We start from the raw sequence: 21699 nt of genomic DNA, 5'->3' as shown, positions 1-21699 counted from the left end.
GTCACCGGCCTCCCAGCCGGATGGATTGGAGCTTCAGCAGGATATCCGAACTGAGGCCGGCATCGGATCCGCTGAAGAGCGCCAATGCCGGTGTGGACGGCGCATTGTTTTGCGTGTCCCACATGATCGTAAAGCGCTTGAGGAACGTATTGAGTTTGTCCGGATCCTGGAGGCCCGCGATGTCGAGCTTGCGCTTGATCAGGTTGGCCTGTGCGTCGATGCTTCCTCTCGCGGCTTCAGCAGGTATGCCGAGTGCAGTCCGAACGACCTCGGCCAGCGCCTTGTCTGCGAGGATCGAGTAGGCGGACTTGATCGTCCCTGCCTTGCGTTGAAAATATAAAGCTAAGCGAACACCTTCGTCGTCTGCGCCGGCATCGGTTTCAAGATTCTGGCGAACGTAGTTATCTATGGTGGTGCTATATGCGCTGACATTGGAATTGAAATTCGCGCCGGAGTTCGAGAAGTTGAATGCGATGGCGAGATCCTGGTATCGCGAATCCTGGAGCCGCTCGACCAGAACATTCCCCTTGCTGTCGGCTTCGCGGGTGAGCACCTTCTTCATGAAGGCTTTCGCGTAGGTCATTTCATCAAGGCCGTAGGCCTTCATGGCGAACGTATAGAGACGATTGTTCTTCATGAAATCGTCGATTGTCTTGACGCTGCCGATATTATCACGAAAGTATTGAATATCCCGCTTGATCGTCGATTCGGAAGCTTTACGCGCAAGGACGTTCGATAAATTCCGAGCAATATGTTGGTATTCGGTGAAGGTCGAGGTCATCCGACAGATCCTTCGTCAGTCCGTTAGGCGCGAGGCTAGTCGCTCAGGCTTGTCCGAGCCTTGCCTTTTTCCCTGTCACGGACTGGCGGTGCGCGCGGATACTGCTCCAGCCTTGCGCAAGCATGCCGGTCTAGGTCCGACGGTGTTGATTGGAACGACGTCAGGGCGCTGCGCGTGGGTGTTATCTTAGGCTTGCTGATCGCGATCGGCTGCGTCGGCGGCGGGTTCGCGGCCATGGGCGGCCACCTCGCCGTGATTTGGCAGCCCTTCGAATTCATCATCATCGGGGGCGCGGCTTTGGGCGCCTTCGTGGTCGCGAACCCGCTGAAGGTGGTCAAGGATACCGGCACCGCCATCGTGGACGCGGTTCTGAGCCGGGCGCCGAAGAAGGACGATTACCTCGCGCTGCTCGGCTTGCTGTTCGCGCTGACGCGGGAATTGCGGTCGAAGCCCCGCAACGAGGTCGAGCCGCATCTCGAGAATCCGGACGAATCCGAGATCTTCAAGGCCTTCCCGAAGGTGACCCGCGATAAGGAGCTGACGCTGTTCATCTGCGACTACGTGCGCCTCATCCTCATCGGCAACGCCCGACCCCACGAGATCGAGGCGCTGATGGAGGAGGAGATGGTCACCCATCGACGCGACAAGCTGAAGCCGTACGCTGCCTTGACCGGCGTCGCCGACGGGCTGCCGGCGCTGGGCATCGTGGCGGCGGTGCTGGGCATCGTGAAGGCGATGGGCGCGCTCGATCAGTCGCCGGCGCTCCTGGGGCACCTGATCGGCGCGGCCCTGGTGGGCACCTTCAGCGGCATCTTCATGTCCTACAGCGTCCTCGCCCCCCTCGGGACCAAGGTGAAGATCACCCGCGAGTCGCAGGGACGCGTCTACATCATCGTGAAGCAGACCCTGCTGGCCTACATGAACGGCGCCCTGCCGCAGATCGCCATCGAGCATGGCCGGAAGGCGATTTCCGCCGGCAATCGGCCGACGATCGACGAGGTCGAGAACGCGACGATCACCAACGGCTCGCGCGGCGACGCCGCCATGCGCGAGGCGGCGTGATGCCGGATCAGGACAAGCAACAGGTCACCAGCGACATCCGGGATCGGCTGCTGGACGCCGCGGGCCTCTCGCTCGATCGGCTTCCGATGCTGCACGTCATCCTGGACCGGGTGGCGACGTTCAGCGCCGAGCACCTGCGCCACTTCGCGGCGTCGCCCGTCTATTTCTCCCTGAGCAACGTGGAGAGCCAGCGCTTCGGGGACATCCTCGAACCCTACGAGGCGAACGCCATCGCGGGCATCTTCCAGGCGCCGGAATGGGACAGCCACATCCTGGTCGGCTTCGATCGCGACTTCGTCTTCACGATGGTGGAAGTTCTGCTCGGCGCCGATGGCTCCGAGCCGCCCCTCGACGAGGAGCGCTCCTTCTCGGCCATCGAGATGCGGATCGCCCAGCGCATCTTCGACCAGATCGGCAAGGCGCTGCAGGCTGCCTTCGCCCTGGTGGCGGACACGCCGTTCAAGCTCGAACGGACGGAATTGCGCATGGACTTCGCGGTGATCGGCCGTCGGAACAACCAGGCGGTGGCCGCGAAGTTCGTCCTGCAGGCGCTCAATCGCGGCGGCGAGATGTTCATCGTTCTCCCGCAATCCGTGCTCAATCCCATGCGCCAGAGCTTGGGCCGGATCCTGGTCGGCGAGAGCACGGCCCGCGATTCCCGCTGGACGCGGCAGATCGCCGGCGAGGTTCAGAAGACTCCCGTGACGCTCAAGGCGATTCTGGAGGAGAAGCCCCTGACTCTCGGCGAGATCGCCAGCCTGGAGGTCGGTCAGGTGATCGAACTGCGGGCGACGCCGAATACGCGCGTCAAGCTCGAGGGCAACAATCGTGAGTTGTTCTGGTGCGACGTCGGGCAGCAGGATGGCACCATCGTGCTGCGCGTCGACCGGTTCATCGATCAGGATCAGGAGTTTATCGATGATGTTCTCGCTCGCTGAAGCCCTGCTCTTCGCCGCCCTGGTCGCGACGACCGGCTGTCTGGTCCCGATGTACATGCGGTTGAAGCGCCTGGACCGGTATCATGCGCAGTACCGGGACATGATCGACTGGAGCGCCTGCGCCATGGTCGGCGCGAGCAATGCCGTCCAGGCCTTCGCCCAGGAGGGGCGGACCGTCCTGGAGGATCTCAGCAGCGAGATCGAGTTCGCCAAGGCGGCCCTGGCCGAGCTGAAGGCCGAGCGGCTCAAGCTGACCTCCGCGGTGCAGCCCGCGAGCGTCGCCCACGAGTCCGCGGTCGGCAGCCTGTCGAGCGTCTGATGTCGATGGCCGGCGCGCCTGCGCCGGACCCGAGCCGTGGTGTCGCCGCCTGAAGCCGACCCCGCCCGGGCGGGGGCCGAGACGGCGCCGGTCCTGATTTCCTCAAGGAACCCATGATGTCATCCTCCTCAGACTTTTCGGATGCGGACGCCGACAACGGCCACAAGGAGAGCCTGTTCGCGAAGATCGAGGCCCAGGCCCAGGAGCGGCGCGAGCAGGACGAGAAGGCCGGCAGCAGCCGCAACCTGGATTCGATCCTCCGCATCCCGGTCCTGATGCAGGTGGTCCTCGGATCGGCGACGATGCCGGTAGCGAACCTGATGAAGCTGGGACGCGGGGCGATCGTCCCCCTTGACCACCGCGTCGGCGAGCCCGTCGACGTCGTCGTGAACGGCCGCGTCATCGCCCGGGGCGAGGTCGTCGTCGTCGAGGACGACAACTCACGCTTCGGCGTGTCGCTGACCGAGATCGTCGGGCCCGCGTCGGCCGATTCCAACGGCTGACAGGACGCATCGTCATGGCCGCAGGCCCCGTCACCAAGACCACGCGAGTCCTGAACCCCGCCGAGGAGGTCGCGGCCGTCCTGATCGCGATGAACAAGGGGACGGCGAGTCGCTTGGTCAAGTATTTCGACAATGCGGAACTGAGGCAGATCACCCGCGCCGTGGCCCAGCTCGGGCCGGTCTCGCGATCGCAGCTCGAAAGCATTATCGAAGCGGTGACCGCCTTCTTCACCGACGGGGCGAACCTGATCGGGACGGCCCGCGAGATGGAGAAGCTGCTGGAGGGCAACCTGCCCCCCGAACAGATCGCCAGCATCATGGCCGACGTCCTCGGCCAGGGCGAGCGCTCGGTCTGGGACCGCATCTCGAACGGGGCGGAGGCCGCCCTGGCCTCCTATCTGCTGAAGGAGCATCCGCAGACCGCGGCCCTGATCCTGTCGAAGGTGAAGCCGGCCTGCGCCGCCAAGGTCATGGCCCAGCTTCCCGCACCCCTGCGGAACGGGGTCATGCGCCGGATGCTGACGTTCAAGCCCATCGTCGATGGCACGATGAAGATGATCGAGCAGACGATGCACGAGGACTTCATGATCAACCAGGCGCGCAACGCCGGTGCGGACACCCATGCGCGCATGGCCGACATCATCAACAAGATGGAGCGCCAGGGCATGGAGGAGGTCCTGGACAGCCTCGCGCAATCGCGCCCCAAATCGGCGGAGATCCTGAAGAGCCTGCTGTTCACCTTCGACGACATCATCAACATGACGCCCCGGGCGCGCACGAGCCTGTTCGATCAGATCCCGCCCGACCGCATCATCCTGGCGCTGAAGGGGACCAGCGGCACCCTCCGCAACGTCGTGCTGGGTGCCATCACGGCCCGCACGCGACGCCTCGTGGAGCACGAACTCGAAGGCGGCGAGCCGGCCTCCCAGCGCGATGTCCTCGAAGCGCGCCGTGCGATCACCGACCAGGCCCTGGAGATGGCTGCCCGCGGCGAGATCGAACTCAACCAGGCTGAGTCGGAAGACACCTTCTTCAGCTGAACGGATCGGGTACGATGTCGGACGACGACAAGGAGAGCAAAACCGAGGCCGCGAGCGAGAAGAAGATCAGCGAGGCGCTCGAGAAGGGCAACGTCCCGTTCTCGCGGGAGGCGCCGATCTTCGCTTCGATTGCGGCGACGCTCATCATCCTCGTCTTCGTGGTGCGGGATCACGGTGCCCCATTCGTGCGGCAACTCACGCTGCTCATCGAGCAACCGCGGAACTTCCCCCTGGCCACCGGTCAGGATGCCGAGCAGCTCGTCGTGGCGCTGGCCCTGGTGATGTGGCAGCTTCTGCTGCCCATGCTGGTGATCCTGATGGCGGCCGGGCTGGCCTCCTCGGTGTTTCAGAACGTGCCGCGCATCGCGGGTGAGCGTATCAGGCCGCAATGGTCGCGCATCTCGCCCGTCAGCGGGTGGAGTCGACTTTTCGGCCTTCCGGGATATATCGAATTTGGGAAAAACATCCTCAAATTCCTGGCTATTGGTGGCGTCCTCTTCCTGATCCTGCGCGCCGACCGACACGAGATCGTGAATATCATGTTCGAGGATCCGATCGGCCTGCCCGAACTCATTCTGAGCCTGTCGGTCCGGTTGGTGTCTGCGGTCAGCGTGGCGACGATCGCCCTGGTAGCGGGCGATCTGGTCTGGACGCGCGTGAAGTGGCAGCGCGACCTGCGGATGTCGAAGCAGGATCTGAAGGACGAGTACAAACAGACCGAGGGCAATCCCGCGGTGAAGGCGAAGATGCGCTCGATCGCGCTGGATCGCGTTCGCAAGCAGATGATGGCGGCCGTGCCCCGGGCCACGATGATCCTGGCCAATCCGACGCATTACGCGATCGCGCTGCGCTACGATCAGTCCGAGAACGACGCCCCGATGGTGCTGGCCAAGGGCAAGGACCTGCTCGCTCTGCGCATCCGCGAGATCGCCGAGCAGCACCGGATCGAGATCGTGGTCGACAAGACCCTGGCCCGGGCGATGTACGACAATGTCGAGATCAACCAGGCGATCCCGGCGGAATTCTACCGCGCGGTCGCCAACCTCCTCGTCTACGTGATGACGCGCAAGAAGCGCTGACGCCGGGGGATGCTCGGCTCACCCGGCGCCGGGGGCGGCGCTGTTCACGCGCCCCGGCGCTTCGCCTCCCGGCGGAAGCGGTGCAGGACGAACTCGGTGTAGCCGTTCGGCTGGGCCGCGCCCTCGAAGACCAGCGCCTCCGCGGCCCGGAAGGCCGGCCCGTCGAAAGCCGGGCCCATCGGCCGGTAGGCCGGATCGGCCGCGTTCTGGCGATCGACGATGCCGGCCATCCGGCGCAGGGCCTCGGCGACCTGGGCGCGGTCGACGATGCCGTGGCGGAGCCAGTTGGCGATGTGCTGGCTGGAGATGCGCAGGGTGGCACGGTCCTCCATCAGGCCGATATCGTGGATGTCGGGCACCTTCGAGCAGCCGACGCCCTGGTCGATCCAGCGGACCACGTAGCCGAGGATGCCCTGGCAATTGTTGTCGAGCTCCTCGCGGACGGCCTCCGGCGAGAACGGCTCCGTGGCGAGCGGCAGCGTCAGCATGGCGGCCCGGGTCGCGGGTGCCCGGTCGCGGAGCTCCGCCTGGCGGGCGCGCACGTCGGTCTGGTGGTAGTGGAGCGCGTGGAGCGTCGCCGCTGTCGGGGACGGGACCCAGGCGGTGTTGGCGCCGGCCGCCGGATGGTCGCCCTTGGCGGCGAGCATCGCCGCCATCCGGTCGGGGGCGGCCCACATGCCCTTGCCGATCTGGGCGTGGCCCGGCAGCCCGCAGGCCAGCCCGGCATCGACGTTTCCGTCCTCGTAGGCCCGGATCCAGGCGGTGGCCTTCATGGCATCCTTGCGGACCACCGGGCCGGCCTCCAGGGCGGTGTGGATCTCGTCGCCGGTCCGGTCGAGGAAGCCGGTGTTGATGAAGAACAGCCGGTCGGCGGCGGCGGCGATCGCGGCCCGGAGGTTCGCGCTGGTGCGCCGCTCCTCGTCCATCACGCCGATCTTCAGGGTCCGGGGCGCCAGCCCGAGCAGCGCCTCGACCCGGCCGAACAGCGCCACCGCGAACGCGACCTCCTCGGGGCCGTGCAGCTTCGGCTTGACCATGTAGACCGAGCCGGCCCGGCTGTTGCGCCGGGCGCCGTTCAGGTCGTGCAGGGCGATCAGCGCGGTGACGGCCGCGTCGAGCATCGTCTCGGGGATCTCGGCCCCGTCCAGCGTCACGGCGTCGGTGAGCATGTGGTGCCCGACATGGCGCACCAGCATCAGCGACCGGCCCGGCAGGGTCAGGAGGCCGCCGTCGGGGGCCGTGTAGGTCCGGTCCTCGGCGAGCCGCCGCTCGAGGGTGCGACCGCCCTTGGGCAGGTGGGCGACGAGGTCGCCGCGCATCAGGCCGAGCCAGCTCCGATAGACCGCGACTTTGTCGGCGGTGTCCACGGCGGCGACCGAATCCTCCATGTCCATGATGGTCGAGAGGGCGGATTCCAGCACCACGTCGGCGATGCCGGCCGGGTCGGTGCGGCCGATCGGGCTGGTCCGGTCGATCCGGATCTCGATATGCAGGCCGTGATGGCGCAGCAGGAGGGTCTCGGGCGCCTGAGCGGCGCCGCAAAAACCCGCCAGCGCGGCGCCGTCCCGCAGGGCGGCGCTGCGGCCGCCGCCGAGACTGACGGCGAGCGCGCCCGCGCTCACGGCAAAGCCCGCGGCCTCGGCCCAACTCCCCCCGGTCAGGGGCACGGCCGCGTCCAGGAACGCCTTGGTCCGGGCGACCACCGCGGCGCCGCGGGCCGGGTTGAAGCCCTGGCCGGGGGCCAGCTCACCATCCTGCGGGATCGCGTCGGTGCCGTAGAGCGCGTCGTAGAGGCTGCCCCAGCGGGCATTGGCGGCGTTGAGGGCGTAGCGGGCGTTCGAGATCGGCACCACGAGCTGCGGGCCGGCGATCTCGGCGATCTCCGCGTCCACGTTCGCGGTGGTGACCCGCACGGCCTCCGGCTCGGGTTGCAGGTAGCCGATCTCCGCCAGGAACGCCGCGTAGGCGGCCGGATCGTGCGGCTGGCCCCGGCGGTCGCGGTGCCAGGCATCGATGTCGGCCTGGAGCCCGTCGCGCCGGTCGAGCAGGGCCCGGTTGCGCGGCGCGAGATCCCGGAGGATCGCGGCGAAGCCCGACCAGAACGCGTCCGCGCTCACGCCCGTCCCGGGCAAAGCCTCCTCGGACAGGAAGCGGCGGAGGTCTTCGGCGACGACGAGGCCCGACATGGCGATCCCCTGGGCTGGCGCGCGCAATTTCAGAAAAACTTGAGCGGCGCGTGAAGAATCTTTGATGACCCAGCGATAGAACTCTTGGCTCCCGCGAAAAAGGCGCCAAAAGGGATTTGATTCTTTCCGCGGCGTTGAGAATGCGGGTCCCATCGCTATGCAAGACCACAGCGACCTGGAGATCTTCGCCCGGGTGGTCCGGGCCGGCAGCCTCACCCAGGCCGGGTCCGAACTCGGCCTGTCGGTGGCGGTGGTCTCGAAGCGATTGAAGCGGCTGGAGGAGCGGCTGGCGGTGCGGCTGCTGCACCGGACCACGCGGCGGGTGGCCCCCACCGATGTCGGCCAGGAATTCTTCCAGCGGATCGCCCCGATCGTCGACGCCATCGCGGAGGCCGAGACCCTGGTGTCGCAGCGGGCCTCCCGGGCGCGGGGGACCCTGCGGGTGACGGCGCCGAGCTCGTTCGGGCGGCTGCACATCGTCCCGCACCTGCGGGCCTTCTTCGCGCTCCATCCCGACATCGTCCTGAACCTGGAGCTCAGCGACGATTTCGAGCCGATCGTCGAGCGCGGATACGATCTCGCGATCCGGGTCGGCACCCTGGAGAGTTCCGGGCTGACCGCCGTGCGCCTCGCCCCGGTGCGGCGGGTCCTCTGCGCACGCCCGAGCTACCTCGACACGGCCGGGCGCCCGGCAGGCCCGGACGACCTGCGCGGCCATGTCTGCCTGGCCACCGAAAACCAGAATCCGTGGCGCCTGGTCGGGCCGGCCGGGCCCTGCACGGTGAGCGCCGCCGGGCCCCTGCGGACCCATTCCAACGAGGTCGTGCGCGAGGCGGTGATCGGCGGCCTCGGCATCGCGCTGCGCTCGACCTGGGACGTGCACGCGGAGCTGCGCAGCGGCCTGCTGGAGGTGGTGCTGCCCGCCTACACAGCGGCGGCCCAGGCGGGGATCTACGCGGTCTATCCCAGCCGCGCCTTCGTCCCGGCCAAGACCCGGGCCTTCATCGAATTCCTGAAGCGCTCCTACCGGTCGAGCGCCGCCTGGCCGGAGCCGTGAGGCGCCCTGCCCCGCTCACCAGCAGGCGACGCTGTTCACACATCGCTGCCGGATGAGGGCCAAGGCTGACCCCAAGCGCGTCTCCCTCCCCCCTGCGGGGAGGGGTCAGGGGTGGGGGTGGTGCCGGATGGGGCGCAGCGGTGCCTCCTGAGCCACCCCCACCTCCAACTCCTCCCCGCAAGGGGGAGGAGAGCGCGTTCCGCCCGTCACGGGCGACGGCGTCCCCCGCGCCCCATGCCGGAAACCCCCACCATCCGTAGCCGGCTCACTGCGCGAAGTCGGGATCCGTGCGGGCCAGCATCCGCTTGAACGCCGCCCATTCGTTGTCGGGGGCGCCCTGGACGGCGATGCGGTCGTAGCCGGCGGCGTATTGCCCGGCGGTCTTGGCCGCGATGGCGGAAGAGGGGCGGGTGATCGGCGCCCCGGCGGCCTGGATCGCCAGCTGCGCCCGGCACGAGCGCTCCAGGTTGTGCATCAGCTTGAACGCCTCGCCGACCGAGCGCCCGCAAGTCAGCAGCCCGTGGTTGCGCAGGACCATGACCGGCTTGTCGCCGAGATCGGCCACCAGCCGCGCCCGCTCGTCGAGGTCGAGGGCGATCCCCTCATAGGCGTGATAGGCAAGCCGGCCGGCGAACTGCATCGACCACTGGTTCAGGGCCAGAAGCCCCTCCTCCTGGCACGAGACCGCGACGCCCGCGACCGTGTGGGTGTGCAGCACGCAGATCGCGTCGTGGCGCGCGGCATGGATGGCGCTGTGGATCGTGAAGCCGGCCGGGTTGATGCCGAGCCCCATCGGATCCTCGAGCACGCGCCCGTCGATATCGACGGTGACGAGGTTGTGCGGCGTCACCTCCTCGAACCGCATCCCGTAGGGGTTGATCAGGAACCGATGCCCCTCCCCCGGCAGCCGCGCCGAGATGTGGGTGTAGATGCTGTCGTCGAGGCCGAGCCGGTGGATCAGCCGGTAGGCCGCCGCCAGGTCGACGCGCATCGCCTGGATTGCTTCGCGGTCCGGGGCAGTGGAATGGGCGGCTGCGATCATGCGACGGCTCCTGGCTCGATGAGCGAGATCGCCGACAGGGTGCACCAGGGGCCGCGTGCCGGCAATGCATCTGGGCCGATCGATAGAGTCCTGGATCCACAAGGTCCGGGACCTTGTGCGGGTCCAGGGCGGAGCCCTGGTATCTCGGGGCTCCGCCCCAAACCCCGCCAAAGGGCTCGCCCTTTGGGAACCCCCTCCCCGGCCCGGCCAGAACTTGACAATGTTCCTATTTTGTGCTCACAGTCTCTGGCCCGCCGCGACGCGTCGTGAGACGTCTCGGGGCGCCGGTCCGGTCAGCCGCCGGGCGGGCGGCGGTGGGCCGGTGCCTGCGTCTGCCGTCGGCTGCGGCAGGCCCGGGCGCGGGAGCACGACACCCCCCGGCTCGGGCTGGGCGGCGGCCGGCGGAGGAAATGCCAATGGCTGCTCAGAGGCCAGAGGGCGACCCTGTCCTGGGCGGTGCGGCGGTTCTGCGGCGCCCTCTACTACGAGGGGGCGTGCGACGAAGGCTCGCTCGGAAGCGCTGAGGGGCGATGAGCACCTCGGGACTGGAACTTAGCGCAGGCGGGCTCCCGCGTGACGGACACCGGACGAAAAGACGGATGCGGTGGCACGGCCGGCCTGTCGGCGGCGGCGCCTCCGATCCGCGGGACGCCGGGAAGCCGGCTCTTTGTGCAACGTTGCGTTCGGGCTTCGCGGCGTCCCGCGTCACCCCGGTTGCGACTGGGTTCTTGGGGCCATGCTCCCGGCGGTTTTTTCCGCGCGGGGCCGATGAGCTGTGTCGAACGCCGGTGAGACCCACGCCGCTCCAAACCACACCCCTCATCCTGAGGTGCCGAAGCGGAGCGGAGGCCTCGAAGGAGGGTTCCAGGGATCGCGCGGCCGGCTGGAGGGCTCCTTCGAGGGCGACGCTTCGCGCCGCCACCTCAGGATGAGGGGGACGGATGGGATGATCCGGCCGGATAGGCCTTCAAAAAGTCCCGGGATAGGCCCCGCCATCCATCAGCAGGTTCTGGCCGGTGATGAACCCGGCCTGCTGGCTGCACAGGAACGCGCAGGCGGCGCCGAACTCGTCCGGGCGGCCGAAGCGTCCCGCGGGGTTGTCGCGCGCCCGGGCTTCGAGGAACGCCTCCACGCTGGTGCCGGCCTTGGCGGCGCCGGCGGCGGCGTTGCTGCGGATCCGGTCGGTGTCGAACGGGCCGGGCAGGAGGTTGTTGAGCGTCACGTTGTGCCGCACCGTCTGGCGGGCGAGGCCGGCCACGAAGCCGGTCAGCCCCGAGCGGGCGCCGTTGGACAGGCCCAGATGCGGGATCGGCGCCTTCACGGCCCCGGAGGTGATGTTGACGATCCGGCCGAAGTTTCGCCCGATCATGCCGTCGACGGTCGCCTTGATGAGCGCGATTGGCGCCAGCATGTTGGCGTCGAGCGCCCGGATCCAGGCGTCGCGGTCCCAGTCGCGAAAATCCCCCGGGGGCGGGCCGCCGGCATTGGTGACCAGGATGTCGGGCTCCGGGCAGGCGGCGAGCGCGGCGGCCCGGCCGGCCTCGGTGGCGATGTCGCCGGCCACCGCGGTCACGGTGGCACCGGTCTCCCGGCGGATGGCCTCGGCGGTCGCCTCCAGGGTCTCCAGGGTGCGGGCCGTGATCGTCACCGCGACGCCCTCGCGGGCGAGCGCCAGGGCGCAGCCCCGGCCGAGACCCTTGCTGGCCGCGCATACGAGCGCCCGGCGCCCGCTCAAACCCAGATCCATGGATGCCTCCGAGAACCGGCCCTCGCCGCGAGGGCGTTTGCGGGCATGATAACGCGCCGGGCGCGCGGACGGCACCCGGGCATCGGCGCGCGAGACCCGCGGGGTCGGGGCGATGCTCTGCCGGATTCATCCAGAAGTATTACTGAACCCGATGCAATGCGCGCGATTGACCAATCATGGAGGTGACCATGACGACACTTCGTGCTCCTGTTGCAGGATTCGTGCTCTATACCCTCTCGGCCGGGCTGGCCTGCGCGCAGCCGGACGTCACCGGCACCGGCGGCGGCCCGCTCTCCACCGAGACGGCGCCGAACACCACGGCGGTCGGACAGACCAAGCCGCCGAGCCGGGACGCCAGCCCGACCGCGACCAAGCCGATCGAGCGCCGGACGCCCCGTCAGGCCGCGGATGCCGCAATCAGCACCCGGATCTGCATCGGCTGCCGGCCCGACCCCGGCACCACCGGCTCCCTGCCGGGCGCCACATCCTCGGCCGCTCCCGCAACGGTCAAGAGCGACGTCACGCTCGACGAGCTCCGGACTCTGGCCACGCCCAGGCAGCAATCCGACCTCGACACCCTGCCGCTGGCCTCCGCGCATCGCGAGCAGGCGCGCTCGGCGCAGGAGAAGACCGACGGCCTCTGGCAATCGTGGCTGGTCTCGGTCTGCGACGGCTGCGGCGATCAGAAGCCCGCCCGGGCCCTGCGGCTGGAGGACTGGCCGAACCGGGAGGCCGCCGCCACGGCCCCGGCCGACCGCAGGTCGCCGCCCACCCGGGTGCGGGCGGCCGATATCCCGCCGCATCGGAGCCTCGCGGCCGACCTCTCGCCGGAGAACATCACCGGGATCCGCCGCATGCCCTGAGCGGGCCTTCGAGTCCCGGTGGTGGGGCGATCACCAGGTGCGCAGGTCGCGCGGCGGCGCGGCCTCCGGCAACGCGTCCAGGGCCGGGGCGACGAATCCGGCCCAGAGCAGGGCGGCGACGCCGGTCAGGAGCGGCACGGTGATGCTGAGAACGAGGCTGAGGGTCACGGCGGCCTGCGCGATCGACAGTTTCCGATTGCTCGGATGTCGTAATCATCGCTGGTAAGTGTTGGTTTGGCATTAAGAGCCTGTTCGACCGCAGGCTCGCGGTCGAATGATGGTTCTGCCGATGGAGATCCCAATCTCTCCCCTCATCCTGAGGTGCTGCGGAGCAGCCTCGAAGGAGCCCTCCAGGGATCGCGCGGCAGGCTGGAGGGCTCCTTCGAGGCCTCCGCTTCGCTCCGTCGCCTCAGGATGAGGGCGAGGATGGGAAAGACCGGTCAAGCAGGCTCTCAGATAATCGGTCGTTTTGACGGTCTGCCCCGGCATCGCAGGCGCAGAGAAGCAACCCGGCGCATAATCGGGGGGCCGCGGCCCGGCGCAAGGCATCCCCGGTCCCCGATACGGCGGACCGTGTCGCCCGGGATTTCGGGCCTCGCCTGTCGGGGCGGCCGTCGCGTTCCCGGAATCGGTCGAGCCGGGGGTACCGGCGAGGCGGGCGAGCAAAGCTCCCCCTCCCGCCTCACCGGTACTGACCGGCGCGGGGGTTACGCAAGTCAGTAATCTTCGTCTAGCATCTGCGCTATGGACTCGCCAATCAGCGGTTTATACCGAGCGATATAGCACAGTTCGCTATTGGCCGATTCCTGTACTGCGTTGAGATGGCTCCATGGCGACCCTTCTTGCGGATCCGTTCGGCCGCCAGCTGTTGAGCCTGCTCACCGCGGATTACGGCCTGCCCGGCGATCCCGGGCGGCGGGTCCTCCGGCACGAGCTGCAGCAGCTTCAGCTGCGCGCCGAGGCTGGAAGCGCGCCGCGATCGGTGCGGATGGCGATCCGCGCGGCGCTGTCGGCCCTCCGGGCGGAGTTTTCGCTCCCCGGCGTCCCGGCGCCCGCCGGGTCCGAGCGCCTCACCTGCGAAGGCGAGGCTCGGCCTGCGCTGTGATGCGCGGTGTCGCCACGGCAATCGGCACTCTTCATCGGGCTGTTACAACCGGGACCTAGAGGCATGCTGGTGACATCATCTCGGGAGCAAAGGCAGATGCCGGCCCATTATTGTATTAACCCGCTCGACCCGTACGCCGAACAGGAAGTTCTGGTCACTTACGACGATCATCGGCCGTTCGTCGTGGTCCGGTCGGCGATCGACGAGGACGGTTACGACATCCTGGCGGACCTGTCCGAGGAGTGCGTCCGGAACCTGCAGCTCGAGATCGCCGTGTATCACGGCCATATCGAGCCCTATGCCTGGGCGCAGCACGCGGTCGACGTGGTCGCCGCTCCGGCCGCCTCGTGATCCCGGCGCGGCCGCGTCAGGGCCGGGTCGGCTCGGCGGCGAGCGCCCCGAACTCGCTGACCATGCATTCGTGCATGCGCCGCAGCCACATATGCGCCTCCGTGGCGCGGGCTTCCGCCCGGTCGGCCCGCTCGGCCGCCAAGCGGGTCTGCTCCTCGGCGCGTTCCGCGCGGGCGACCGCCTCGCGCATGGTCGCCTCGGCATGGCGGGCCCGGTCCTCGGCCGCCCGCGCCGCCGCGTCCGCGTCCCGCACTGCGCGCTGCGCCTCCCGGACCGAGTCCCGCGCGCGCTTCTGCATCTCGCGGACCCGGGCTGCGACGCCCCGGACGGCCAGCAGGGAGGCCGACCAATCCTCGTCCTCCGCGGCTGCGGCATTGTCGGCTCCGGAGAACAGCGCGACCACCCGGTCGACCGGCTCGCCCTCCGGGGGGATCGCCTGCGCGCGGGCCGGGCTGCTGCTCATGCGGCGGCCTGATCGGTCAGGTCCGAGAACTCGGACATGATCGCGTCCTGGACCCGGGCCAGCCATTCCTCGGCGTGCCGCGCGCGCTCCTCCGCGGCCCGGGCGCGGGCCTCGGCGGTCTTCGCGCGCTCTTCGGCGGCCATGACCTGTGCCTCGGCGCGAACCTGCGCATCCCGCGCCTGAACTTCGGCGATCCGCGCGCGCTCGTTCGATGCGTTGATGTCGTCCCGGACCCGCTCCAGCACGTGCTCGATCCGCTCCTCGCGCTCCCGGGCCTGTGCCTCGATCTCGCGCGCCTGGCGGGCCGCCGCCTGCACCCGGTGGATCAGCGCATCCCAATCCTGCGGGGACGATTGCGGCGTCGGCGGATGGGTCTGCTCGTTCAGCGAGGAGACGACCCGCAGGACGTTGCCGAGATTGGCCTCGGGGGCGGCATTCGGCTCGCGCTTCGACTTGTCGGCGGTGCGGAAGCGCGGATCGTTCAACAGCCGCTGCAGCTCGCTCACGGGGCGCCTTCTCCCTGTCGGTAGACCTTGGCGACGATTAAACTGTTCGTAATGATTAACAAACCGTTAAAAACAAGTCCACCGGGTGGGGGTTTGTTAACACAGGCTGCGCACGATGCTGGAATTCAGGCCGCCTGATCGGGGCCCGGCGGAGGCTTCCGCGACACCGGAAGGCCCGACACGCCCGGCCGGCCGCGGAACTGGATGCGGCGCCGCCGGCTTCCCTCAGACGGAATGACCCGGGAGGAGCAGCCTGATGCGGAACGGTGCCCAGGATCGCGGCCCGACCGCTGCCGGTCCGGATCAGGATCCGGCGCGCGGGTTCACCGACACCGTGCGCGATCAGGTGCAGGGCTATGCCGGCAAGCGGCGGGCCGACGCGGCGCGGGTCGTCTCGGATGTCGGGGACGCGATCCGGGATACCGGCGCCGGCTTCGACGGGTTGCCGCAGCTGAAAGCCTTCTTCGATCAGGCCGCCCTCGGCGTCGACGGGCTGGCCGAGGATATCGGCCGCCGCTCCCTCAGTGAGATGTACGACGAGGTCCGGGCCGCGGCCCGGCGCCGGCCGGCCCTGACCGCGGCCGCCGCCATGCTGGCCGGCTTCGCGCTCTACCGGCTGATCCAGGCCCCCGGGATCCGGCCGGTCCCGCGCTCCCGGGCCCTGGTCCCGCTCGACGTCCTGCCGACGCCGGATATCTGAGCGCGGCGTCGACGCCGTCTCTGCCTGAACCGCCCCGCGTCGGCGACGCGCAAACCAGGAGGACAGGATGGCCGAACCCGGCATACGCAGCATCCCGACCCTGGTCGGCGATGCTGTCCGCGAGCTGCGCGACCTCGTCGCCGACGAGCTGGCGCTGTTTCGCGCCGAGATGGCGCAGGGCGTCCACCGGATCTCGCTCGGCCTCGGTCTGCTGCTCGCGGCGGCGGTCCTGGCCATCGCCGGCCTGTTCACGCTGCTCCTGGCCCTGGTGAAGGGCATCGCCGTGCTGGTCCAGTCGGACGCCCTGGCCGCGCTGATCGTGGGCGGCACCTTCCTGGTGCTCGCGCTGGGCCTGGGGCTCTACGGGCGGAGCAGGGCGTCGCTGGCGGGCCTTGAGCCGACCCGGACGGGACGGCAGATCAGGCAGGACGCACGGGTTCTTACGCATCGTCCCGGACCCGAGATCCGGGACGATGCGTAAGAACCAGGATCGTGCATCATCCCGAAGGTCGGAAACCGCCTCTCGCGATGATGCTGTGACGGAACGCAGGACACCATGAGCAACGCAGCCGACGAACTCGAACAGGACGTGGAGGCGAGCCGCGGGCGGCTGGATCGCACGCTGGGCGACCTGCAATCCCGTTTCCAGGGGCCCGGCATCCCCCGGGATCTCGCCGACCTGAAACGATCGGGGCAGGCCGCCGGCGAGGTGGTCGAGCGCTTCGTCGCGGAGGTGCGGGTGAACCCGGTGCCGGCCCTCCTGATCGCCGCCGGGCTCGGCTTGCTGGCCTACGACGTGGCCCGGTCGGTACGCCGGCGTCCGGCCCCCTCTTATGCCGCAGCGGATCGGGATCTCGCCGAGAACCAGCCGGACCGGATGCAGGCGCGGCTCGACGAAGGCCTGGAGGAGAGCTTTCCCGGGAGCGATCCCGTCTCGGTGCGGATCACCAAATAGCGCCCCCGGGATCTGGCGACGGATCGGCGGCCCGGCCCGTGATGAGGCTCGGACGTGCTTCCGAAAGCCCGTTGCGACGCCCCCATGCAGAATCGCGTTGGCGGCCTCGAATCGCAGTCGAACACGGGTTGTTGGTCGAAGCCTGCCGCGTATTCGGAGAAATACGCTTCAAGTTCGCGCGCGAATGGACTGTCATTGAGCGGATCGCGCGGTCAATCACGGAACACCCCCGCCGCCGAACCGGTATCCACTTCGGCGGTGCGCGTCTGGGAGGCGAAGGGGATCGGGCATGATCGAGATGGACCCCGGGATGGACGCGGAGACGGATCCCAAGGCGGCCAAGATGCCGGAGGTCCTGCGTCTGGCGACGGCGCTCGCCGAGCAGATGCTGGCCTCGCAGATCATGGGACGCGCGATCTCGCCTGAGCAATTCACCGCCCTGGTGAGCGCCGCCCGGCTGCTTCAGGACAACGATGTGCCCTGGCCGCCCCTCGTGCAGGAGGTCGTCCAGGAATTGGCCGAGCGCCTGGACGCCGCTGGATCGAGGCCCGACGGCGCGGCCTGACGCCTGCCGCGCTGCGGGTCGGTCTCGGAACACGCGTCGCGGCGGGACGCGAAGCCCCCGGCGGGTCGCGTAACGCCCCCATCCCGACCGCCCCACCGATACGGTGTTACAGATCGAGATCGACCCATGTGGTATCTCTACGGCTTCGTGCTGCTGGCCGGCGTCGCCAACGCCGTCCAGGCGGGGCAGAACGGGGCGCTCTCGAAAGGCTTGGCCGAGTCGCTGACCGCCGGCCTCGTGGTGGCGGCCGGGACCGCGACCTGCATCCTCGTGGTCGGCCTCCTCTCCGGCAAGCTCGCCTGGCCGACGGCGGCTCAGGCGCTGGCGATGCCGTGGTGGGCGTGGTTCGGGGGGATCCTCGGCGGCTGCATCATCCTGGCCCAGTTCATCGTGGCGCGTCAGATCGGAGCCGCGCCGTTCCTCGGCCTCCTGGTCACCTCAGGCGTGGTCACCTCGATCGTGCTCGACCATTTCGGCTGGGTCGGCTTCGAGTCTCACCCCGCCGGCCTGTGGCGCATCCTCGGCGGCCTGCTGATGGTCGCTGGCGTGGCCCTCGTCGCCGCCTTCTGACGGAGACGCTGCGCGACGGCCGGCACCGGCCGGAACACGCCAACTTGTGCGGGGTTGGCCAATACACGCACAAGGAGAACGCGATGCTGACGGGTGGTTTGCTGTGGCTGATCGGGGTGCCGATCCCCGTCCTCATCCTGATCTGGTTCTTCTTCCTGCGCGGGCGATAGAGCATCGTCCCGAACGCGGGCGGCCACCGCCTCGACAGGGCCGCCCCGGCGTCTATCCTGCGCGGATGCGCATCGCCCTCGCCGCCCTCGCCCTCGTCATCGCCGCCGGTGCGGCGGGGGCCCAGCAACAGCCGCCGACGATCCCCGAATTGCTGGCCGCCGAGGCGAAGGCCGCACGCGGCTGCGAGGGCTCGGGCGATCCCGCGGTCAGCCGGGAGCAGTGCCGCCTTCGCGACCGCTTGAGCGGCCGCCTGGCCCAGGCCGGCTATTGCTGGGGCCGCAAAGGGCAGTCCGACGAGAAGAAGGACTGGCACGCCTGCCAGCCCGATTCGGTCTTCGAGGACGACATCGAGGCGGTCCAGCGCTGAGTCACGGCTCCAAAAGATCTTCGACCTCTTGCCGGTGCCGGGCAGAGCCCTTTGGAAACGCAGATTTTCACGGTGTGTCGCTGCTGATCGTCGAGCGCAACACGCCGCTTGGTTTAATCGATCGCCGCCGGGTGGGGTTTCGGCTCGCCCTTGTAGTGCCGCGGGATCAGCGGGCAGCCATCGTGCACGCGGAAATGCGACAGCGATGAGCGGCGCACCGCGGTGTAGCCGCCCTGGATCATCAGCCGCCCGAAACAGGCCGGGCAGCGCTTGAGGGCATCGCGATGGCGGGCCTGTGCCTCGTCGACCGTCATGGCCACCCAGGCCCCCTCGACGGAGACTTCGCAGGTCGGGGTTCCGGGCTTCTCCATCGGACGACGATGCCGTCCGGTGGCGATCCGCGCCAGCGCAGGCGCGCCACAGCAAGCCGTCGACCGACTGGATGTTGTGCCGCAAAGCGTCGCAGTATCCCCGTGTTCACGCACCGCCGCGGAGCTGGCCCACCCGGTCTCGGTGTCATCCGGCGCAAGTCGTCCGCCGGATGACGCGTCGCGGTGCCCCCTTCAGGGGGCCGATTTGTTCTGTCCAGCTTGTGTCTTGATACACAGCAACACGCGACGGATATGGTTACGCAACTTGTCTTTACTGTCTGATGCCGCTTCGGTGCTCTTGGCAGAGTCCGGTTTATCACACGTCGACATGGCAAGTGCCCCAAGCAAGGAGCGCCACCTCAGCGGGCCTTAGGGCCTTGGTTCGGAAGGCGATCGCCAAGAGCTTTAATGGATCGTCTCGCCAAAATCTCGATATAATTGCAACGCGGCCGGCGAATTCAGGTTTGAGATATTTTAAGGTTTATCGTTGTTTTTGAATGCTGCTGTGCCGTTTCGCACTACGTAGCCGAATGCATAGGCTCTCCCCGGAGGGCTTCGATCAGGGGGACGTGCTAGGTGCCTGAACGCTTCTACTTCGACATCGAGAACGGCAAGGCGTCGATCCGTGACGAGGAAGGCGTCGAGGCCGACGGCTTGGAGGAAGCCTTGACCGAGGCCCGGAGCGTGATCCGCGAGATGGCCGATGAATTGGCCGCCGCCGATCCCGATGAAGCCTGGACGATCGTCGTGCGAGACGCGTCCGGATCTTCGGTCGGGCGTCTGCCGATCGAGAAATAGGATCCGCGCGCAGCATCTGCCGGATCGAAAAGCCCGCCTCGGCCTATAGGTGGTCTGCGGCCGGGGGCACGTCAAAAATGCTCGGCCCTGTGGCGGATCCTCGGCGCCGTCCTGATGACCGTGGGCGTGGCGATGGTGGCTTTGTTCTGATCGGCGGCCGGATCTCAAGCCGGGTCGGTCTCGGCTACGGCCTCGGCCGCGTACCGGGCGCGTCCGGGGCCATCCCCCGCAGTACCGGAGCGGGCACACCAAGCGGCGAAGGCCTCGGGCTCGATTGGCACGCGCACGACCGCGACACCGCTACGCTGCACCTCGCGCTCCATCTGCTCGGTGGCGATCCGCCAGGTCTCGTAATGCGGGGGCAGCTTCGCCCCATCGGCGAGGCTGGCCCGGAGCGCCTCGTAATGCTCCGGGGCGTACCAGGGCAGGCCCACGCGACGCGGACGGGTCATCGAAGATTCGCACCGGTGAACGAGGGCGGGCTCGGCACCGATCGCCTCTCGACCGGGCTCGCCGGCATCAACGGCGGAGCGCGGCACTTGGTTCTGATTCGGAAACGACGCTCGGTCTTTGATTGAGCGCGCTCGCGTGCGCCGAATTGGTCTCAACCTCGGCGGTGAGCGCTCCAGCGCGCGGACGCGGCCCGGATCCTCGCATCGGCCGCGAAGCTCCCGTCGGTGCTCAGCGACGGCGCGGAGCCATGGTGTGGAAGCGCACCTGCGGGGAAAACAGGTCCCACTTATGCACGAGCCGGCCCCTCCGGGCGGTTGTCGGCCGTATCCGTCGCCCCTAAGTCGGCCTCGTGGGATCGCGACGGCGTCGCGGCCCTGCCGCCCTTCCCAAGGGTGTCTCCTCCCAAGACTTCGGGCTGCCCCCTCGGGGGTGGCCTTTTTTGTCCCGGCCGTCGAATCGATCGGCTGATCCGCGCCCCGCCGCGAGCCCCTACTCGGTCGCCTCGGCCGTATGGGCGATGGCGCCGTTTCGCCCAAAAGACTCGTCGGCCGCCTGCCTCAACTCCCTGCGGGCGACGACGTCCGCCAGAGCCAACAGGCCGCCCATCAGCGCCAGGACCAGGGCAACACGACGAAGGAGCGGTCGAGTGGACATGAGCGGCATCCAGGGACGCCGGCCTGTCTAGCAGAGGCTCCGGCATGCGGCTGCCGCTCCCGGGTCACAGTGGGTACGGAATGCGAACGCCGTCTGGGCGAAGATTGCGGATACATGCGCCCGCAACAGGCGTCAGAGACGATCCGACCGGGGCGGCGGGGCGTCATCGTCCTCATCATCGTCGTCATCCGGCGGGGGCGGTCCCCGGCGACGGGGCGGCGGCATGCCGTCGTCATCAGCCTCGGGCGGCGGCGGGCGGAGCCGGTTCGGTGGCGGCGGCCGATCGAGATCCGTGCCGGGGGGCGGGGGACGCCGCTCGTCGTAGGGCTGGGCGTCCGCGCCGGCGGTCGCGAGGACCAGCAGGGCGGCGCCGGTGAGGAATGCGCGCATGGAGCCTCCATCGAGCTGCCCGTCGGGGCATGGCTTCCCGTGAACGCATCGTGGGTCGCGGGGTTACATCCGCGTTCGGAAGCGAGGGGCGGCGCTGTTGCCCTTCGGCCACAGGCGCTCCTCGATCGCGGCGTCCGCGCAACCGATGTTCGGCCTCGGCGTTGTCGTGCTCGGCTCAGTATTGCCGAATTATGCTCGGCGGACCAAAGATATTTACCGACGGTTTACTATGATGCGCCGCGTCATGACCAGGCGGTGTGTCCGTAAAACTACAGCTTTTCTGGCGACGGATTGGTAGTCATGGCGTCAGATTTCACGCCATTGGATTACCCGTACATGACCAAGCTCCTCGCCTCCCTGGCCGCGTTTACCGCCCTCACCGGCGCGGCTGCTGCCGCCGACCTGCCGCGCCGCGCCGCGCCGCCGCCGGTGTTCACCCCCGTCCCGGTGTTCACCTGGACCGGCGCCTACTTCGGTATCAACGCCGGCTACGCCTTCGACGCCAGCAGCCGCTCCGACAATTCGACCTTCGTCGTGCCGGGCGGTGTCGGCCTGACCAACGGCCCGGCCGCCGTCGCCACCTTCCGCAACCGCAGCCAGGACGGCTTCTCCGGCGGCGCCCAGGTCGGCTACAACTATCAGTTCACCCCGGGCTCCGGCGTG

General features: G+C 68.7%; 29 protein-coding genes and 1 pseudogene. 19 read left to right on the top strand and 11 right to left on the bottom strand.

Annotation, left to right across the window (positions count from 1 at the left end):
• Position 1: 1 nt before the first annotated feature.
• The gene (locus tag MKL20_RS27570; RefSeq protein WP_244039343.1) at positions 2-781 is read right to left on the bottom strand and encodes a DUF1217 domain-containing protein; all 780 of its coding nucleotides are present in this window, start codon (positions 779-781) and stop codon (positions 2-4) included.
• A gap of 174 nt (positions 782-955) precedes the next feature.
• On the opposite strand from MKL20_RS27570, the gene motA reads away from it, so the two are divergent.
• The 6 genes from motA (at position 956) to flhB (ending at position 5722) form a co-directional block, all read left to right on the top strand.
• Entirely contained in the window at positions 956-1843 is an 888-nt protein-coding gene (motA, locus tag MKL20_RS27565; RefSeq protein ID WP_243960662.1) for a flagellar motor stator protein MotA, read from the top strand.
• Complete coding sequence (locus MKL20_RS27560) at positions 1843-2781, top strand: flagellar motor switch protein FliM (RefSeq protein ID WP_243960664.1); 939 nt, start codon at positions 1843-1845, stop codon at positions 2779-2781. Before motA ends, MKL20_RS27560 begins: the two co-directional genes overlap by 1 nt.
• Positions 2762-3100 carry a hypothetical protein gene (locus MKL20_RS27555; RefSeq protein ID WP_244039342.1) on the top strand — a complete coding sequence of 113 codons (339 nt, stop codon included), beginning with the start codon at positions 2762-2764 and terminating at the stop codon, positions 3098-3100. Before MKL20_RS27560 ends, MKL20_RS27555 begins: the two co-directional genes overlap by 20 nt.
• Positions 3101-3216: 116 nt before the next feature.
• Positions 3217-3603, top strand: coding sequence for a flagellar motor switch protein FliN (fliN, locus tag MKL20_RS27550; protein ID WP_244039341.1), 387 nt, complete (start codon positions 3217-3219; stop codon positions 3601-3603).
• A 14-nt stretch (positions 3604-3617) separates the two neighbouring features.
• On the top strand, positions 3618-4643 hold the full coding sequence (locus MKL20_RS27545) for a flagellar motor switch protein FliG (protein ID WP_243960668.1): 1026 nt from the start codon (positions 3618-3620) through the stop codon (positions 4641-4643).
• Positions 4644-4657: 14 nt separating this feature from the next.
• Positions 4658-5722, top strand: coding sequence for a flagellar biosynthesis protein FlhB (gene flhB / locus MKL20_RS27540; protein ID WP_244039340.1), 1065 nt, complete (start codon positions 4658-4660; stop codon positions 5720-5722).
• 44 nt (positions 5723-5766) lie between these two features.
• Here flhB and MKL20_RS27535 read toward each other — a convergent pair whose 3' ends face one another.
• On the bottom strand, positions 5767-7908 hold the full coding sequence (locus MKL20_RS27535; protein WP_244039339.1) for a malate synthase G: 2142 nt from the start codon (positions 7906-7908) through the stop codon (positions 5767-5769).
• A 157-nt stretch (positions 7909-8065) separates the two neighbouring features.
• On the opposite strand from MKL20_RS27535, the gene MKL20_RS27530 reads away from it, so the two are divergent.
• Positions 8066-8965 (top strand): LysR family transcriptional regulator, encoded by a 900-nt coding sequence (locus tag MKL20_RS27530; protein WP_244039338.1) that lies wholly within the window; start codon positions 8066-8068, stop codon positions 8963-8965.
• A 265-nt stretch (positions 8966-9230) separates the two neighbouring features.
• On the opposite strand, the gene MKL20_RS27525 is transcribed toward MKL20_RS27530, so the two are convergent.
• Positions 9231-10007, bottom strand: coding sequence for a class II aldolase/adducin family protein (locus MKL20_RS27525; RefSeq protein WP_244039337.1), 777 nt, complete (start codon positions 10005-10007; stop codon positions 9231-9233).
• 967 nt (positions 10008-10974) lie between these two features.
• The gene (locus tag MKL20_RS27520; protein WP_244039336.1) at positions 10975-11754 is read right to left on the bottom strand and encodes an SDR family oxidoreductase; all 780 of its coding nucleotides are present in this window, start codon (positions 11752-11754) and stop codon (positions 10975-10977) included.
• 188 nt (positions 11755-11942) lie between these two features.
• Between MKL20_RS27520 and MKL20_RS27515 the strand changes: the two genes are divergently transcribed.
• A complete protein-coding gene (locus tag MKL20_RS27515) occupies positions 11943-12617 on the top strand; it encodes a hypothetical protein (RefSeq protein ID WP_243966039.1) in 675 nt (224 codons plus the stop codon).
• 30 nt (positions 12618-12647) lie between these two features.
• On the opposite strand, the gene MKL20_RS27510 is transcribed toward MKL20_RS27515, so the two are convergent.
• Positions 12648-12785 (bottom strand): hypothetical protein, encoded by a 138-nt coding sequence (locus MKL20_RS27510; RefSeq protein ID WP_244039335.1) that lies wholly within the window; start codon positions 12783-12785, stop codon positions 12648-12650.
• Positions 12786-13446: 661 nt separating this feature from the next.
• Between MKL20_RS27510 and MKL20_RS27505 the strand changes: the two genes are divergently transcribed.
• Positions 13447-13722 carry a hypothetical protein gene (locus MKL20_RS27505; RefSeq protein WP_244039334.1) on the top strand — a complete coding sequence of 92 codons (276 nt, stop codon included), beginning with the start codon at positions 13447-13449 and terminating at the stop codon, positions 13720-13722.
• Positions 13723-13818: 96 nt separating this feature from the next.
• On the top strand, positions 13819-14073 hold the full coding sequence (locus MKL20_RS27500) for a hypothetical protein (RefSeq protein WP_243966032.1): 255 nt from the start codon (positions 13819-13821) through the stop codon (positions 14071-14073).
• Positions 14074-14089: 16 nt separating this feature from the next.
• On the opposite strand, the gene MKL20_RS27495 is transcribed toward MKL20_RS27500, so the two are convergent.
• Both MKL20_RS27495 and MKL20_RS27490 read right to left on the bottom strand, forming a co-directional pair.
• Positions 14090-14536 carry a hypothetical protein gene (locus MKL20_RS27495; protein WP_244039333.1) on the bottom strand — a complete coding sequence of 149 codons (447 nt, stop codon included), beginning with the start codon at positions 14534-14536 and terminating at the stop codon, positions 14090-14092.
• Positions 14533-15042: a hypothetical protein gene (locus MKL20_RS27490; protein ID WP_244039332.1), complete on the bottom strand. Its 510-nt coding sequence runs from the start codon at positions 15040-15042 to the stop codon at positions 14533-14535. The genes MKL20_RS27495 and MKL20_RS27490 overlap by 4 nt, the downstream gene beginning before the upstream one ends.
• 256 nt (positions 15043-15298) lie before the next feature.
• Here MKL20_RS27490 and MKL20_RS27485 point away from each other — a divergent pair, with 256 nt between their 5' ends.
• From MKL20_RS27485 to MKL20_RS27460, 7 genes are all read left to right on the top strand, one after another.
• Complete coding sequence (locus MKL20_RS27485; protein ID WP_244039331.1) at positions 15299-15742, top strand: hypothetical protein; 444 nt, start codon at positions 15299-15301, stop codon at positions 15740-15742.
• A gap of 67 nt (positions 15743-15809) precedes the next feature.
• Complete coding sequence (locus MKL20_RS27480; protein WP_244039330.1) at positions 15810-16223, top strand: phage holin family protein; 414 nt, start codon at positions 15810-15812, stop codon at positions 16221-16223.
• 75 nt (positions 16224-16298) lie between these two features.
• Complete coding sequence (locus tag MKL20_RS27475; protein WP_244039329.1) at positions 16299-16697, top strand: hypothetical protein; 399 nt, start codon at positions 16299-16301, stop codon at positions 16695-16697.
• A 289-nt stretch (positions 16698-16986) separates the two neighbouring features.
• Positions 16987-17262, top strand: coding sequence for a hypothetical protein (locus tag MKL20_RS27470; protein WP_244039328.1), 276 nt, complete (start codon positions 16987-16989; stop codon positions 17260-17262).
• A 126-nt stretch (positions 17263-17388) separates the two neighbouring features.
• The gene (locus MKL20_RS27465) at positions 17389-17832 is read left to right on the top strand and encodes a DMT family transporter (protein WP_243966022.1); all 444 of its coding nucleotides are present in this window, start codon (positions 17389-17391) and stop codon (positions 17830-17832) included.
• A 44-nt stretch (positions 17833-17876) separates the two neighbouring features.
• Entirely contained in the window at positions 17877-18002 is a 126-nt protein-coding gene (locus MKL20_RS33090) for a hypothetical protein (protein ID WP_279595027.1), read from the top strand.
• A gap of 65 nt (positions 18003-18067) precedes the next feature.
• Entirely contained in the window at positions 18068-18370 is a 303-nt protein-coding gene (locus MKL20_RS27460; protein ID WP_244039327.1) for a hypothetical protein, read from the top strand.
• A 113-nt stretch (positions 18371-18483) separates the two neighbouring features.
• On the opposite strand, the gene MKL20_RS27455 is transcribed toward MKL20_RS27460, so the two are convergent.
• Positions 18484-18741, bottom strand: a complete 258-nt coding sequence (locus MKL20_RS27455; RefSeq protein ID WP_243966020.1) for a hypothetical protein — start codon at positions 18739-18741, stop codon at positions 18484-18486.
• A gap of 576 nt (positions 18742-19317) precedes the next feature.
• Here MKL20_RS27455 and MKL20_RS27450 point away from each other — a divergent pair.
• A complete protein-coding gene (locus MKL20_RS27450) occupies positions 19318-19539 on the top strand; it encodes a DUF6894 family protein (RefSeq protein ID WP_244039326.1) in 222 nt (73 codons plus the stop codon).
• A gap of 164 nt (positions 19540-19703) precedes the next feature.
• Here the strand turns inward: MKL20_RS27450 and MKL20_RS27445 are convergent, their stop codons facing one another.
• The 3 genes from MKL20_RS27445 to MKL20_RS27435 form a co-directional block, all read right to left on the bottom strand.
• A complete protein-coding gene (locus MKL20_RS27445; RefSeq protein WP_244039325.1) occupies positions 19704-19991 on the bottom strand; it encodes a hypothetical protein in 288 nt (95 codons plus the stop codon).
• Between the two features lie 490 nt (positions 19992-20481).
• Entirely contained in the window at positions 20482-20646 is a 165-nt protein-coding gene (locus MKL20_RS27440) for a hypothetical protein (protein ID WP_243966015.1), read from the bottom strand.
• Between the two features lie 132 nt (positions 20647-20778).
• Positions 20779-21036: a hypothetical protein gene (locus MKL20_RS27435; RefSeq protein WP_244039324.1), complete on the bottom strand. Its 258-nt coding sequence runs from the start codon at positions 21034-21036 to the stop codon at positions 20779-20781.
• Between the two features lie 336 nt (positions 21037-21372).
• On the opposite strand from MKL20_RS27435, the pseudogene MKL20_RS27430 reads away from it, so the two are divergent.
• Positions 21373-21699 (top strand): annotated as a pseudogene (locus tag MKL20_RS27430) (porin family protein); the annotation flags it as partial.

Origin of the sequence: Methylobacterium sp. E-066 (assembly GCF_022829635.1) — a bacterium.
Classification (GTDB): Bacteria; Pseudomonadota; Alphaproteobacteria; order Rhizobiales; family Beijerinckiaceae; genus Methylobacterium.
The sequence above is the reverse complement of the archived record's forward strand: the minus strand, read 5'-3'. Positions and strand labels throughout refer to the sequence as shown.